General features: G+C 40.1%; 13 protein-coding genes. 12 read left to right on the top strand and 1 reads right to left on the bottom strand.

All coding sequences use genetic code 11. The annotated features are described in order from the left end of the window. The first annotated feature begins 24 nt into the window (after nt 1–24). On the top strand, nt 25–351 hold the full coding sequence (locus DD627_RS04995; RefSeq protein WP_057783013.1) for a thioredoxin family protein: 327 nt from the start codon (nt 25–27) through the stop codon (nt 349–351). A gap of 97 nt (nt 352–448) precedes the next feature. Further along, nucleotides 449–1,117, top strand: a complete 669-nt coding sequence (locus DD627_RS04990) for an MgtC/SapB family protein (RefSeq protein ID WP_057783015.1) — start codon at nt 449–451, stop codon at nt 1,115–1,117. 18 nt (nt 1,118–1,135) lie between these two features. Here the strand turns inward: DD627_RS04990 and DD627_RS04985 are convergent, their stop codons facing one another. Then, on the bottom strand, nt 1,136–1,912 hold the full coding sequence (locus tag DD627_RS04985) for an alpha/beta hydrolase (RefSeq protein ID WP_068807220.1): 777 nt from the start codon (nt 1,910–1,912) through the stop codon (nt 1,136–1,138). Between the two features lie 107 nt (nt 1,913–2,019). Here DD627_RS04985 and DD627_RS04980 point away from each other — a divergent pair, with 107 nt between their 5' ends. The 10 genes from DD627_RS04980 (at nt 2,020) to DD627_RS04935 (ending at nt 14,679) form a co-directional block, all read left to right on the top strand. After that, on the top strand, nt 2,020–2,655 hold the full coding sequence (locus tag DD627_RS04980) for an SDR family oxidoreductase (RefSeq protein WP_260274765.1): 636 nt from the start codon (nt 2,020–2,022) through the stop codon (nt 2,653–2,655). 235 nt (nt 2,656–2,890) lie between these two features. Then, a complete protein-coding gene (locus DD627_RS04975; protein WP_260274766.1) occupies nt 2,891–4,276 on the top strand; it encodes a PTS sugar transporter subunit IIC in 1,386 nt (461 codons plus the stop codon). A gap of 157 nt (nt 4,277–4,433) precedes the next feature. Beyond that, nucleotides 4,434–5,873 carry a 6-phospho-beta-glucosidase gene (locus tag DD627_RS04970; RefSeq protein WP_260267272.1) on the top strand — a complete coding sequence of 480 codons (1,440 nt, stop codon included), beginning with the start codon at nt 4,434–4,436 and terminating at the stop codon, nt 5,871–5,873. A 310-nt stretch (nt 5,874–6,183) separates the two neighbouring features. Beyond that, nucleotides 6,184–7,089, top strand: coding sequence for an ROK family protein (locus DD627_RS04965; RefSeq protein ID WP_068807232.1), 906 nt, complete (start codon nt 6,184–6,186; stop codon nt 7,087–7,089). Between the two features lie 146 nt (nt 7,090–7,235). Then, a complete protein-coding gene (locus DD627_RS04960; protein ID WP_057783026.1) occupies nt 7,236–7,700 on the top strand; it encodes an RrF2 family transcriptional regulator in 465 nt (154 codons plus the stop codon). A 13-nt stretch (nt 7,701–7,713) separates the two neighbouring features. Beyond that, nucleotides 7,714–8,520 carry a PHP domain-containing protein gene (locus tag DD627_RS04955; RefSeq protein ID WP_260274767.1) on the top strand — a complete coding sequence of 269 codons (807 nt, stop codon included), beginning with the start codon at nt 7,714–7,716 and terminating at the stop codon, nt 8,518–8,520. A gap of 372 nt (nt 8,521–8,892) precedes the next feature. Continuing rightward, nucleotides 8,893–9,045, top strand: a complete 153-nt coding sequence (locus DD627_RS04950; RefSeq protein ID WP_260267274.1) for a P-loop NTPase family protein — start codon at nt 8,893–8,895, stop codon at nt 9,043–9,045. Between the two features lie 228 nt (nt 9,046–9,273). Then, nucleotides 9,274–10,575: a D-serine ammonia-lyase gene (gene dsdA / locus DD627_RS04945; RefSeq protein WP_260274768.1), complete on the top strand. Its 1,302-nt coding sequence runs from the start codon at nt 9,274–9,276 to the stop codon at nt 10,573–10,575. 291 nt (nt 10,576–10,866) lie between these two features. Continuing rightward, on the top strand, nt 10,867–13,380 hold the full coding sequence (locus DD627_RS04940; protein WP_260274769.1) for an excinuclease ABC subunit UvrA: 2,514 nt from the start codon (nt 10,867–10,869) through the stop codon (nt 13,378–13,380). A gap of 147 nt (nt 13,381–13,527) precedes the next feature. After that, nucleotides 13,528–14,679, top strand: coding sequence for a baeRF6 domain-containing protein (locus DD627_RS04935; protein ID WP_260267278.1), 1,152 nt, complete (start codon nt 13,528–13,530; stop codon nt 14,677–14,679). Nucleotides 14,680–14,968 lie beyond the last annotated feature (289 nt).

The raw sequence follows: 14,968 nt of genomic DNA, 5'->3' as shown, positions 1-14,968 counted from the left end.
TTTAAATTTACGGGAGGAATTATTATGGATGCACAAGAACAACAATTAACGGATCAAGAAATCCTTGATGCGATTAAAACTGGTAAGAAGATGCTATTTTTTACGGCTGGATGGTGCCCTGACTGTGCATTCATTAAGCCAGTAATGCCTGAAATTGAAGCTGAATACGATCAGTACGATTGGATTACAGTAGATCGCGATGCTAATATCAAGATTGCGCAAAAATTCGGCGTTATGGGAATTCCAAGTTTCATCGCCTTAGACAATGGTGAAGAACTCGGCCGTTTTGTTAACGGTGACCGCAAAACTCGTCAAGAAGTCGAAGCGTTTGTGGATAGCATCGGCAAATAAATAATCAAATCATTAAAGTGTAAACAGGATCGACTGTATAATTAATACAGAGGATCCTGTTTTTTAATATTAAAATTTAGGGGAGGTAAGGCTTTAAATGAATGTGACAACACAGCTTGACTTAATTTTGCGGGTATTAATTGCTGGCGCATGTGGTTTTGCGATTGGCTATGAACGTGATGCACGTGCCAAAACTGCTGGGTTACGAACCCACATCATTATTGCTGTGGGTGCAGCGTTGATGATGATCGTGTCAAAGTATGGTTTCATGGATGTCCTTGGTAACAAAGGATTTGAATTGGATCCTTCACGAATTGCTGCACAGATCGTGAGTGGAATTGGGTTTATTGGTGCCGGGACAATCATCGTGAAACATGAAGATGTGAACGGCTTGACAACGGCCACTGGCTTATGGACGACAGCTGGAATTGGCATGGCAATTGGAGCGCGAATGTACGTTGTGGGAATCATTTCTGCTTTATTAGTGCTAGGGACACAAGTGATGTTACATCGAAACTTGAGCTGGCTTCGATTGCCAAATACCAACGAGATAAGATTACAGGTGAAACCCGGTGATCATCATATCTCCATCATTCAAAAGCGACTTCAGGCCGAAGATGTTGAAGTCACAAGTATGCATGTACGAAGAACGGATGAAGTTACAGTTGTTCATTTAGCAGTTCAATCTGAAGGACCGACTGATATGGAGAAACTAACCGCGGTATTGGAAACAATGCCTCAAGTTGTGGATATTGAAATTTATTAATTGCATTTGAAGGACCAACTATTTCCACAAAAATTCTGCAACCAACTTATCAACGTTTGGATTTTCATGGAGGGCACTGTGCTGAGCCACGAAACGATTGCCTGAAATGGTGACGTGGCGATAACTGGCAACGTGATCGGTTACAACGGCTGCCAACGCTTTGTTGCTTTTAAGTGGGACGGCAGTATCAGAGTCCGTGTGGTTCAAATTGCCACCAATATTCAATATCTGGAGGTTTTTAGGAAGATTATCAGCAGCAGTTGCTAAACTATTGGTTGGGGTGATATAGCCAAACGGAGTACCAATGGCGACAAACTTTTTGATGGTGGGATATTGACTAGTTTGAACTTGTTTATTTTCCAAATAAGCTAACACCACGCTACCACCCATTGAATGAGCGATGAAGTCTACATTTTTGATGTGATAAACAGTTTTTAGTTCCTTCATGAAGGCCGGTAAAGTTTGCATCTGTTTTTGAGGATTTGTGTCGTCAGTAAAAGTCAGCTGAATTAATGGATTTTGTGTTAAGGAACCGACTTTTTTAAAATGCGCTTGGCCGTTAGAATCAATATTGACCTGTAGAGCAGCGTGCGCCAGATTTTTGCGATTAAGGCGCCGAATCATCCCATTAAAAGTGTGTTGGCCACCCTTATATCCTGGAATTAAGATAGTGGCCGTGTCTGATTGGGAAACGTTCACGTGATTTAAAGGTGCCTCACGATGATTAATGTAAAAAAGACAGCCGGCAAAAACAGCGACAAGTAAAATGAAAACGCGAATTAAGATTTTTTTCATGTTAACGACCTTTCAAGGGCTTTTAGTTCAACATACCACGCGAAAATGTTAGTGTGAATTTATAGAATTGAAACGTTACGTATATTTAATTAAACGGAGGTAATTTCATGAAAGTATTTGTAATTGGGGCCCATGGACAAATTGGAAAACTATTGGTAGCACAGTTGCTTGATCGGGGAGATGAAGTTGTGGCTGGTATTCGAGATGCCAAACAACGTGACTTTTTTGAAGATCAAGGGGCAGCAACTCAGTTGTTCGATATAACAGAACAACCTGATGAAATGGCAAAAGTGTTAGCTGGTGTGGATGCAGTCGTTTTTAGCGCTGGATCTGGTGGTAAAACCGGTGATGATCAAACACTACTTATTGACCTAGATGGTGCGGTTAAGAGTATGGAAGCCACACAAAAGGCGGGAATCAAACGATTTGTGATTGTGAGTGCGATGAATGCTGAAGATCGGACTCGTTGGACAGCTATTCAGCCTTATTATGTGGCTAAGCATTATGCCGATCTTTATCTTAAAGATGAAACTAGTTTGGATTACACAATCATCAAACCGGGAGTATTAACAAATGATGCCGGTAAAGGTGGTCTCATTTTAGACCAAACAAAGGGCAAAATTGCCCGTGAAGATGTTGCCGAAACAATTGTCAGTGCCTTGCATAATGACAACACAATCAAAAAAGAATTTGCAATTAGTGAAGGGGAAACACCAATTAATGAAGCGGTAAAACAGGTATAACATACTGGTATGTAACAGACTAGCAAATATTAAGAAACATGTTCCAAACGAGGTACAACAACCTTATTTGGAACATGTTTTCTATTTGAGAAACACGGTATACACGGGGGTTTGTTAAGTTTATAATGGGTTTGTTGAAAGCGCTTCATTTTAGATAATCTTTGGCCGAAGATTTATTGATTATTATTTATTTTATTGGTTTTTGTCGTAAGCAATTATTATTTGAGGTGATTTTATGAATGATTGGATTAACAACAAACTTTTGCCCCCAATTATGAAGTTTGTTAATACCAAAGCGGTCACAGCCTTAAAGAATGGTATGTTAGTCAGTTTGCCATTTATTATGGTTGGGTCAGTATTTCTACTTTTAAGCTCATTTCCATTACCCGCTGTAGCTAACTGGATGAATGCAACAGGGCTGACGCCGTACTGGACGCAAGCTTATAATGCTTCATTCGGTGTTTTAGCAATTTTTGCCGTAGTCGGAATTGCATACAACTGGGTAAAAGATGATGGCTTTGAACCACTACCAGCAGGGATGACTGCACTGGTAAGCTTTTTCTTAATTATGCGTCCCACAACTGCTGTTATGAATGGTACTAAAACTGTTATTTCAGCTGCTCAAGCGCCTACAATGTTAGGTGGATTTATCGATCGTACTTGGCTTGGCGGTCAAGGAATGATCGCTGCTATTATTATTGGATTGTTAACTGGCTGGATTTATTCAATGTTTCTTCGACACAATGTGACTATTAAGTTGCCTGATCAAGTTCCACCAGCAGTGTCCGATTCTTTTGTAGCTTTAATTCCAGCCTTTGTAATTGTTACTGGTTGGCTTCTAGTTTATATCTTATTTGATGCCACGGCTCATACAACAATGACTCAATGGATTTATCAAGTAGTACAAACGCCATTACAAGGGATGACAGATTCATTTGGTGGTGTAGTAGTTATTGCACTTTTGATTCCTTTCTTCTGGTTCTTCGGAGTGCATGGCGCAGTTATCGTTGGTGGAATAATGGGTCCCATTTTGCAAGCCAATGCTTTACAAAATGCCGCAATTTTTCATGCAAATCATGGTATTGTTAATGCCGCAAATGGTGGTCATATCTTTATTCAATCATTATTGGATCAGTTTGGTACGGTTACTGGATCAGGCATGACCATTGGCTTGGTCGCATTTATGGCTTTCTTTGCAAAATCGGCACAGATGAAGAGTATCGGAAGATTGTCATTTGTTCCAGGGCTATTTAATATTAACGAACCTGTCCTTTTCGGTGTTCCAGTTGTCATGAATCCACTATTGGTTATTCCATTTATGTTAATGCCTCTTATTTCAATGGGCTCAACATATTTGCTAATTAAAGTTGGCTTTTTACCATATTTGAATGGAGTATATATTCCATGGACAACCCCGCCAATTATTTCCGGATTGTTAGTCGGTGGCTGGAAGATGATGATTTGGCAAGCAATTGTGTTAGTACTTTCGTTCTTCGTTTACTGGCCTTTTGCTCACAAACAAGATCAAATCTTGTATGGTCAAGAACAGGCTGCTGTAGATTCAGAAGTTCATACTAAAGAAGCTGAAGCTGCTGCAACTACAGAACATGCAACAGACTAATTAGTTAAACTTAAAAGTCTATTTATGGCGATGAAAATCAAAGTGAATAGACTTTTTTATGAAAGTGAATGTAAACAAACAATTTTTAGTAAAACGTTTTCAAAGTGAGTTATACTTGAATTGTACGTTATTACAAAATGAGAGGAGTTCATAAAACATGAGTAAATTAAAGGATGGTTTTCTATGGGGCGGTGCAGTTGCCGCTCATCAACTTGAAGGTGGTTGGCAAGAAGGCGGCAAGGGTGTTAGTGTCGCAGATGTGATGACAGCGGGCGCCAATGGTGTTCCACGTGAAATCACGGACGGTGTTTTGCCAGGGAAAAACTATCCTAATCATGAAGGCATTGATTTTTACCATCGCTACAAAGAAGATGTGAAGCTTTTTGCTGAAATGGGCTTCAAATGTTTCCGAACCTCCATTGCTTGGACCAGAATTTTTCCAAATGGTGATGAAGATAAGCCTAACGAAGCAGGACTGAGATTTTATGATGATTTATTTGATGAATGTCATAAATATGGCATTGAACCAGTTATCACATTGGCCCATTTTGAGATGCCATATCATCTCATTAAAGAATACGGTGGTTTTGCCAATCGTAAGGTGATTGATTTCTACACGAATTTTGCGGAAGTCTGCTTTAAGCGTTACAAGAACAAAGTTAAATATTGGATGACATTTAATGAAATCGATAATCAAAGCGATTTTAACAGTGAATTTGCGGTAGCAACAAATTCTGGAATTCTATTTAATAACGTGAAGAAGGAAGACCGCGAAGCAACAATGTACCAAGCAGCTCACTATGAATTGGTGGCTAGCGCTAAAGCTGTTAAGTTGGGTCATGAAATTAATCCCGATTTCGAAATTGGGTGCATGATTAATATGACGCCAATTTATCCACTGAATGCGGATCCTAAGAATATTATGTTAGCAGAGCGCATGATGCAACGCCGCTATTGGTTCTCAGATGTGCATGCAAATGGGGTTTATCCAAATAACGTGGAGACTTATTTGCAACGTAAAGGTTATCGTCAAGATATTACTGATGAGGATCGCGAAATTTTGAAACAGGGTACTGTGGATTATATCGGTTTAAGTTACTACAATTCGATGACTGTGAAGGCAGATGGCATTGATTTAGATGGCGATATTAACCCAGAGGAACCTGTGACAAAGAATACAACATTGGAAACTAGTGAATGGGACTGGCCAATTGATCCAGTGGGACTGCGTTATTCATTGAATTGGTTGACGGATCGGTATCATTTGCCATTGTTTATTGTTGAAAATGGTTTGGGTGCGCGTGATAAGGTTGAGGATGACGGCAGTATTCACGATCCATATCGAGTGGACTACTTGCGTGCGCATATTGCTGAGATGGAAAAAGCGGTAGAGCTGGATGGTGTGGATCTGATGGGTTATACGCCATGGGGTTGTATTGATTTGGTTTCGGCAGGAACGGGCCAAATGTCTAAGCGTTATGGCTTTATCTATGTGGATAAGGATGATGATGGTAAGGGAACGTTGAATCGTTCGAAGAAGGACTCATTTGACTGGTATAAGAAAGTGATTGCTAGTAATGGGGAAGATCTGAGATAGAGTGTTCAAGAGAGCGGTAACTTCTGAGCATTAGCATAGATAGTCGAATGATTCGGGTTAGGAATCGTTTGACTATCGTAGCTAAGCGGAGGAAGTTGCTCTCTTTAACACGTTTCAGATATAAAAGTTCAAAGTAATCAAAATACGAACTTAAGCAGTCGAAAATAGCATCTCGGATCCACAAAATCATTTTAAGTACTAAATCACAAGATCGTTTAAAAAGGGATCTGAACTATAAACGGGCGATCATCTGATTGTTTTGGCTCGATCCTTTTTCATACATAAAAAATAATACGAGGGAGTTAGGAAAATGAAATATTATATTGGTTTAGACATTGGTGGGACAACCATTAAATGTGGATTAGTGGATGAAACAGGTAAAATTATTGAAAAAGATAGTGTCAAAACGAGTATTAAAGGTGAAGAGATTCTTCAAAACATCGAAACGATTGTGAGTCAGTTTAAATCTGAAAAGCCAATTACGGCCATCGGGGTGAGTGCACCAGGGATTGTTCAAAAAGATGGATTCATGACAACAGGAGGCGCAATTAAGGATTTCTTTGGAATTAATTTGAAAGAGGAAATCGAAAAACGTACGGATATCAAAACGACGGTGGAAAACGATGCGAACGCTGCGGCATTTGCGGAGCAGTGGAAAGGTAATGCGATTGGATTTCACAATTACTATTGCATGGTTGTCGGTACCGGTATTGGCGGTGGTCTAATTATTAACGATCAGATCTATCGCGGCGGCCACGGTATGGCTGGCGAACTAGGAATGATGTCGGTTATGAATGTGGATAATGATCAGCACCTAGAATTGAATAGTTTGAGTTTTACCGGAGCGACGGTGTTTGGCCTCTTGAACTACTATAATCATCATAGCGATAAGCCAGAGGTTACCGATGCTCGTGTAATTTATGAGCTGGCTGATAAAAAAGATAAACTTGCTTTAGAAAGTTTAGACTTCTTCTACACAGCGCTAGCGAAAGGAATTATTAACCTAATGGTGGCTTTGGATCCAGAAATTGTACTAATTGGTGGTGGTATTTCTGCTAATTCACAATTTATGGAAGGTCTCCAAGCGAAGATTGCAGATTTGAAATCTCGGAATAGCGATGTACGTGATTTGACCTTTGCGGAAGTGAAACCGGCCAAATTACGAAATGATGCTGGCATCATCGGTGCCGTTTACCGTGCAATTCAGGCCAATTAACAAAACGCCTATTACATGTATGAGATAAAGAGCTTGAAGCAACTTAAATTCGTGCTTTTAATGGCTGTTTTGGTCACCGTTACCCCCTAGAAAACTGATAATTGTGTTAAAATGTATGTGTAAACATGACAAGGGGGCCCGATCGAATGAAATTGGATTTTTCAGTTGCGGTACACAGTTTATTTTACTTGGAAGCAAACAGCCCTCGTAAGATTGCTAGCCGAGAATTGGCCGCTTCTTTAGATCTGAATGCGGTGGTTATTCGCAATATTCTATCAGTCCTCCATAAAAGAGGTTATATTGAGGGAACAGTAGGGAAAAACGGTGGCTATCAGCTGAAAAAAGCGTTAGCAGATATTAACGTTGGTGAGTTATATGATGTCACAATTCCACCGACTTTAAGCTATGCCCGTTTTATTACCGGCAGATCTGAAGGAATTAACAAAACAGATCAAATTTCTAGTAACATGTCAGAAACGTTGACGGATCTGTTTACGTTAGCAGATGACCAGTATCGTGCATTTTATCATCGTTTCACGTTAGCAGATTTAAAACAAGATTTGTATCATCATGGCTATTTTAAAAAACTAGTCAAAATAAACGATAAGTGAGATGAGTTTTTCTATGGATTATTATGATCAACATGTACATACAGATTTTTCATTTGATTCAGATGAAAAAATGGCGGCGTACTTGAAACTTGCAGGAGATAATTTTGTCAGCACAGAACATCTAGATTTTAAGGATCCTGATGACAAAGATGGTGATGACTTATTTGACTATGATGCTTATTCACGCGAGATTCACCGTTTGGAAGAAGACACGGGCAAACACATTTTTAAAGGTGTGGAAATTGGCTATTTTGCTGGACGCGAAAAGGATATCAAATCGTATTTGAAAAAACATGACTTTGATATTAAGCTTTTGAGTTTCCATCGGGGACCTGATTATGATTTTGATGACAGCATGGTTTCGCAGATGGATCCATTGAAGGTTGCTGACCAGTATTATCGTTTGATGTGGAAAGGAATTAATGCGTTCCATGATGCTGATGTCTTAGCTCATTTTGACTATGGTGTACGCCAACTTAATTTAACTTCAGGAATGTTTGAAACAAAGGCCGGAGTGTTGTTGGCTAACATTTTAAAACTCGCTGTACGTTATAATATGGCCTTTGAGTTGAACACCACTAGCATGTATAAGTACCATAACATCGGTTTATATGACTATGCCCTTGAAATTTATAAACAACTTGGTGGCAAACGGTTTACTATTGGCTCCGATGCGCATGATACTACGCAGTATATGCGGAATTACGAAAATGCAGTTGATATGCTGAAGGCTCATGACATTCATCACGTCAATGTCTATCGTAAGAATGTCATGATTATTGTGCCTTTGGATGATGTGGATGAAGGTATTAAGTACTAAAATTAAATGTTTTTTTAAATAAATAAGGGACGGAAAATCTAATTTTGATTTTCTGTCCCTTATTTATCGATTTTTGTGTTTTGGTGAGTTTTTTACGACAAAATGAGGAATGTAACATTTTACCTTCTTCATGTAACGTTTTGCCTTCTTATATTTTTATCACCTTTCTCTTAAGTTTGTGAGAGAAAGGTGTTTTTTTAATGAAAAGAATATTTTTAGGATTTTTGGTAATGTTTGAGTTGATGGGGGTTAATAATGTGTCAGCAAGTTCTATTTATAAAGTAGCCCATACAACTAGAGGATCTTGGCATGCCAGTTATGAGGTTGTTGTAAGTCATAGTCAAATTAAATCGGTGAAAAAGGTGAAATATCGTGCCATTTATTGACATAGGAGCACTTGAAGAAAAGCTACGTAAATTGCGTGATGCTGGTAAAACCATTTTAATTGCTAGCCATGATCGAATGGTGATTCAGAGCGTGGCCGATCATGTTTATCATGTGAATGAAGGTGAAGTCACTGCGTAAAATTAAAGTAAGAATGTGTAAATAACTAGTAAGATTTACGGAAGAGCAGTTAAATGTGGGTCCATTATTTTTGTGTTGTGCGCTGCCATAATAGAAATCTACTGCCCTTTAGTATTGTGGCTGCTGCATAATTAAGGTTTGGAACAATTTTTGTTGTGCTCTTAAAAAATGGTGATATTATTGTTATACTGGATAACGTACAAAAACAAGAATAGGGAGATCTAGAAAATGAATGTCGATGCTTTAGTTAAAAAGTACCCAGAAGTAAAAACCATGCAAGATTTGAAGCCATTTTTCTGGCGAAATCCAGATTACGGTAAAGAGGCCAAACTCTCAATCGGAATCGAAGATATTTTTGATGCCGAAGCACGATTCCATCGTTTTGCACCTTACTTTGAAGTCGCTTTTCCAGAAACAGTTGCCACTCATGGTATTCTTGAATCTCCATTAGTTGATCTTCCTGACATGAAAGCCCGTTTAAATAAAACTTTTGCTCACAAAATTGAAGGCGGCTTGTACTTAAAAGCTGATAATTACTTGCCAATCTCTGGCTCCATTAAGTCACGGGGCGGCATTTATGAAGTATTGAAGTTTGCTGAAAAGATTGCTGTTCGCGAAGGCAGATTAATTTATGAAGATAATTATGCTGTTCTAGCTAGCAAGAAGTATCACGATTTGTTTGCTAAATATGGAATTGCGGTTGGTTCGACAGGTAATTTAGGTCTTTCAATCGGAATTGTGGCTCAAAAGCTTGGTTTTCGGACTTCTGTGCATATGTCAGCAGATGCTTCACAATGGAAGAAAGACAAACTGCGGGCATTTGGTGTAAATGTTGTGGAGTACAATGATAACTTTACCCATGCCATCACGGAAGCACGTAAAATGGCAGCTGAAGATCCGATGACTTACTTCATTGATGATGAAGGCTCATATGATTTGTTCTTGGGTTACTCTGTGGCGGCTTTACGTTTACAAGCTCAGTTAAAATCACAAGGAATCAAGGTTGATAAAGATCATCCTTTGTTTGTATACTTGCCAGCTGGTGTTGGTGGTAGTCCAAGTGGTGTAACCTTTGGATTAAAGAAGGTCCTAGGCGAACATGTGCATGCAATTTTTGCGGAACCGACGCATATTCCATCTGTTACTTTAGGAATGGTGACCGGTTTAAACGACAAAATTTCTGTCTATGATATTGGCATTGATGGAACCACAAAGGCTGATGGTTTGGCTGTGGGTCGCGCATCAAGAATTGCTGGTAAAAATATGCGAACGTTATTGTTGGGAACCGCAACGTTTAATGATAGCGATATGATGGAAGATGTTGTTCGTTTATACGAGACCGAGAAAATTGGTTTGGAGCCATCTGCCGCAGCTGGTTTCACAATTATGGACCAAGCATTAGGAAATCTAGCTGCAGACTTTTCATTGAAAACTGCTAATCATATTGTCTGGGCAACTGGTGGTAGCATGGTTCCTCAAGAAGATATGGACCACTATCTTGAAGTTGGTCGTGAAGAATTAGCTAAATAGTGTAGATTAAGGATCGGTGGAAGCTGGTCCTTTTTTGTGCAACGAAGAGATTAATTATTTGAAGCATACTTATAGCTGCATACTAATGGCAAGTTAATAAATTGTTGGCAGGAGCATCTGCACTTGTGGCTGTAAGGGCACTGATTGTAGTGATTTACTTAGTATAAGAAAAGTTGGTTTTCCAGCACGTTTTGAAGTTCAGAATTAACTTCAGAACGTGTTTTTATTATGGCTTATTATTTGCCCGCGTTATACTGAAAGAGAGAATAACGGAAAGAAGAGGCGGTTTAAATGGCAATTCAGCATAAAGAAACAATACCTGATAACATCGAGGTGATGGGCGCACATGTTAACAATTTAAAGAATCTCAATGTGACGATTCCCTTAAACGCATTTGTAGCAATTACGGGCAAATCTGGATCCGGAAAATCTTCGTTGGCAATGGGGGTCCTTTATGCTGAAGGTGCTCGCCGATACTTGAATTCTTTATCGACATACACCCGCCGTCGCATTAGCCAAGTTGGGAAGGCTAACGTGGATGAAGTAAAGTATCTACCCTCTGCTTTGGCGCTGCGTCAACGGCCAACGGTGCCTGGTGTGCGTTCGACAGTTGGTACCATGACTGAGAGTTTAAACGTTTTACGACTGATGTTTTCTCGTCTGGGTTCACATGTCTGTCCGAATGGGCATCGGGTACCGCCAACACTAGAGGTTGCCGAAAACATGGGGTACGTGGTTTGCCCAACTTGTGGCGTGAAATTCATGGCGCCCGGTGCAGAAAGCTTTGCCTTTAATTCGGAAGGTGCTTGTCCGACATGTAATGGAATTGGCAAGGTTCGTCAGATTGTGAAGGAGCGACTCATTCCTGATCAAACGAAAACTCTGCGGGAAGGTGCGGTTGCGTCATGGCGGTTGCCCGGGAGAAACTTCATGATTTATGTAGCGGAACAAATCGGCATCCCGATTGACACCCCGTTTAATCAGATGAGTGCTAAAGATCAAGAGCAAGTTTGGCATGGTGAAAATAAAAAGTATGCGATTAATATTCCTTCTAAAACAGGTAAAATTTTCCATATGGATAATGCTCAATTTGAAAATGCTTATGCAGCCGTTGAGGATAGTTTAGCGACCACTACCAATGAACGAGCAATCAAGCGTTTGAACCGGTTCTACTCATTTGATACCTGCCCTACTTGTCATGGCAGCCGATTTGATCCCAAACTATTAAAAACTAAATTAGCCGATAAAAATATTGCTGAAGTTTCAAAAATGACTGTAACTGAATTAACCCAATTTATGCCTAAAATTGGGCCTTGGTTGCCAAAACAAGTGCAAGAATTAGGAGCCAGTTTAGTTGGTGAATTGAAAGATAGTTTGCAACCGGTTCTTGATTTAGGCTTAGACTATTTAACTCTTGATCGAGCTGGTGATACGTTATCAACTGGTGAGTTACAACGAATTCAGTTGGGAAGAACGCTGCGAAGTCAAACAACGGGCGTCTTATATGTATTAGATGAACCCTCGGTTGGGTTACATCCCGCTAATGTCAGCGGCCTGATTAAAATTTTGCATCAGTTAGTTGCGCAAGGCAATTCATTGGTCGTGGTTGATCATGATACACGCATTATTTCGGCTGCAGACTATGTGATTGAAATTGGACCGGGTGCTGGTAAAAATGGCGGAACAGTCATTGATCAAGGAACGGTTCCGACAATTCAAAAAAGTTCGAAATCCTTGATCGCGCCGTTTTTAAATGGCACTGCAAAGCTGTTGGTTCGCAAACAAATTCCTAAGGGGCAATTATTTGCTAAAGGTGACATTGCGGTTGGAGTTTCGGATCGCTATAACTTGCATGACGTTACAGCCCATTTTCCGAAAGGACGTCTCAGCGTGGTTTCTGGTTATTCTGGTGCCGGAAAAACGACTTTGATTTTAGATAGTTTGATTCCAGCCATTAAGGCGGCCATTAAAAAAGAGCCAATTCCAAGTCATGTCAGCCATTTGGATCGTGCACATATTCACCGGTTTGTGATGGTAGATTCTGTGCCAGTCGGGAAAAATGTGCGATCGACAGTGGCCACTTACTCTGGAATTTTGGACACCTTGCGAGTTTTATTTGCCGACACAGAAGCGGCCAAACAGCAAAAGTGGACAGCTAGCCATTTTTCATACAACGTGGGATCTGGAGCCTGTCCTAACTGTAAAGGAACTGGAACAATTTCGCTTGATATTCAGTATTTGCCGGATATGGTGGAAACGTGTCCTGTTTGTCACGGGAAACGTTACAATGATGAGACATTAGCTGTCAAATGGCATGGCTATTCAATTGCTGATATTTTGGCATTGGATGTTGAGCACGCGTTACCAGTATTTGCCGATGTTCCGGCCATCAAAACGATTCTTGAAAAGCTGGCTGAAATGGGATTAGGATATTTAGTTCTCGGCGAAAGTACTCCGATCTTATCCGGTGGGGAAGCCCAACGGTTGAAGCTTGTTTCACAAATGGGGCGTAAACAAAGCGGCACGTTATTTGTGTTTGATGAACCTTCCGTAGGGCTACATCCCCTGGATATTCAAACCTTAATTCACGTATTTGATCGCCTGATCGAACAAGGAGCTACCATTATTATCATTGAACATGATTTGGACGTTATTGCTAATGCGGATTATGTGGTTGATCTCGGCCCCAAGGGCGGTCAATTCGGGGGTCAAATTATTGCTGCAGGAACTCCCAAAGAAGTGGCAAACACAGCTAAAAGTGAGACTGGCAAGTATTTGAAAGCTCATTTTGACTTGTTTCAGTAAATGATGGTTAGCGTTTCATTAGAGTGGTGATAATTTTTAGCTTATGAAAGTTATAACTATACTGGCTATTTTTTAAAAAACATGCTATGCTGTTAGAAGATGAAGAAAAGGCTTTCATATCTAATATTATTACTGGAGGAATGACCTATGCGAATTAACCAAAATGATTTATATGATTTAGTGCGTTCAGAGGACGGACCATTTATCACGATGATTTTGAATAATCCGGCCGATTTAAAAGAAGTGCAACAAACAAAAATCACTTTTAAGAACTTAATAAAAGAAGCAAGAGAAAAGTTTAATAAACAATTTGCTGATGTTGATTGTGATGCCTGTTTGAGTCGTTGGGGAATTTATGGCGATGACAGCAGTTTCTGGCTAAACGCTAAGGGTCGCTCAACAGTATTAATTGGTAATATGGACCGGATTGAAACTTTCCAATTGGCAGAGGCATATACGAATCAGGTTTCTGTTTCGCGTAAACCAAATGTTTTACCAATTATTCAAGAACTTGAAATGAAATTCGAATACTTATTAGTGACGCTTAATCAAACTTCATTTGAGCTTTATCGTGGTGAAGGCTATGATTTGCAGAAAGTTCGTTTGGATGAGGATGCACCGAGAACTTTAAAGGAAGCATTGGGGGACAATGAATTAGTTGGTGGTGAGGTCACATTCCGTGGTGCTTCGAATCATGGCGGCGATGTGGCAGTAGCTTATCACGGTCACAATGAGAAGAGTCAAGAAATTACAAATGATCAAATTAACTATTACCAAATGGTAGATCAGTATGTTACAGAAACTTATGCGCAACCAGAAGGCTTGATGACAATTGTTTTTGCTTTACCAGAGAATCAGGCACGTTTCCGACAAGTTTCAAAAAATCAAAACTTATCGAAGCATTTACGAATTGAGGAATCGCCAAGTGGCTTGGGATTGGATCAATTAGAGGACAAAATGCGTCCGGTGGCACATAAGTGGTTTGAAGAGATTATGGATGTGCAAAAACAGCGTTATGAAACGGCGAAGGATAAGAATAAGGCGACGAGTGATATGCGTGAGTTGGTAAGATGCGCGGTGGCTGGCCAGATTGATACGTTGTTTGTGAGAAATGATACAACGGTGATAGGTAGAATTGATGAAGAGGGCAAGCTGGATACGGATACGCCGGAAGCTCAAAGTAATAATTTGATTACGGATATTGTGGATAAGACGATGCAGAGTGCAGGCCGTGTGGTTCTGTTGGATGCGGAAGATATGCCAACGGATAAGGTGGCTGCGGGAATATTGAGATATTAAGAAGAGTGAGTGAGACATAACGATAAGCGTAAAGAAATAAGCGTGCTGGATGCGGGGAGAATTCCCCGCTGGAAGCATGCTTATTTCTTTACGCTTGTTATGTCGAGCTGTCCTAGGGCTCAGCGGAAAAAAGGTAGGACGACTGGCCAGTGCTGGATGCGGAAAGAATTCCCTGCTGGAAGCATGCTTATTTCTTTACGCTTGTTATGTCGAGCTGTCCTAAGAATAAGTGAGTTCTTCAAGTCGGTAAAGGGGGGCGTATAAGTGTGACGGAGGCAGGATCGAAATC

Source organism: Pediococcus sp. (genome assembly GCF_003533255.1).
GTDB lineage: Bacteria > Bacillota > Bacilli > Lactobacillales > Lactobacillaceae > Pediococcus > Pediococcus parvulus.
This window is presented reverse-complemented; position numbering and strand designations above follow the sequence as displayed.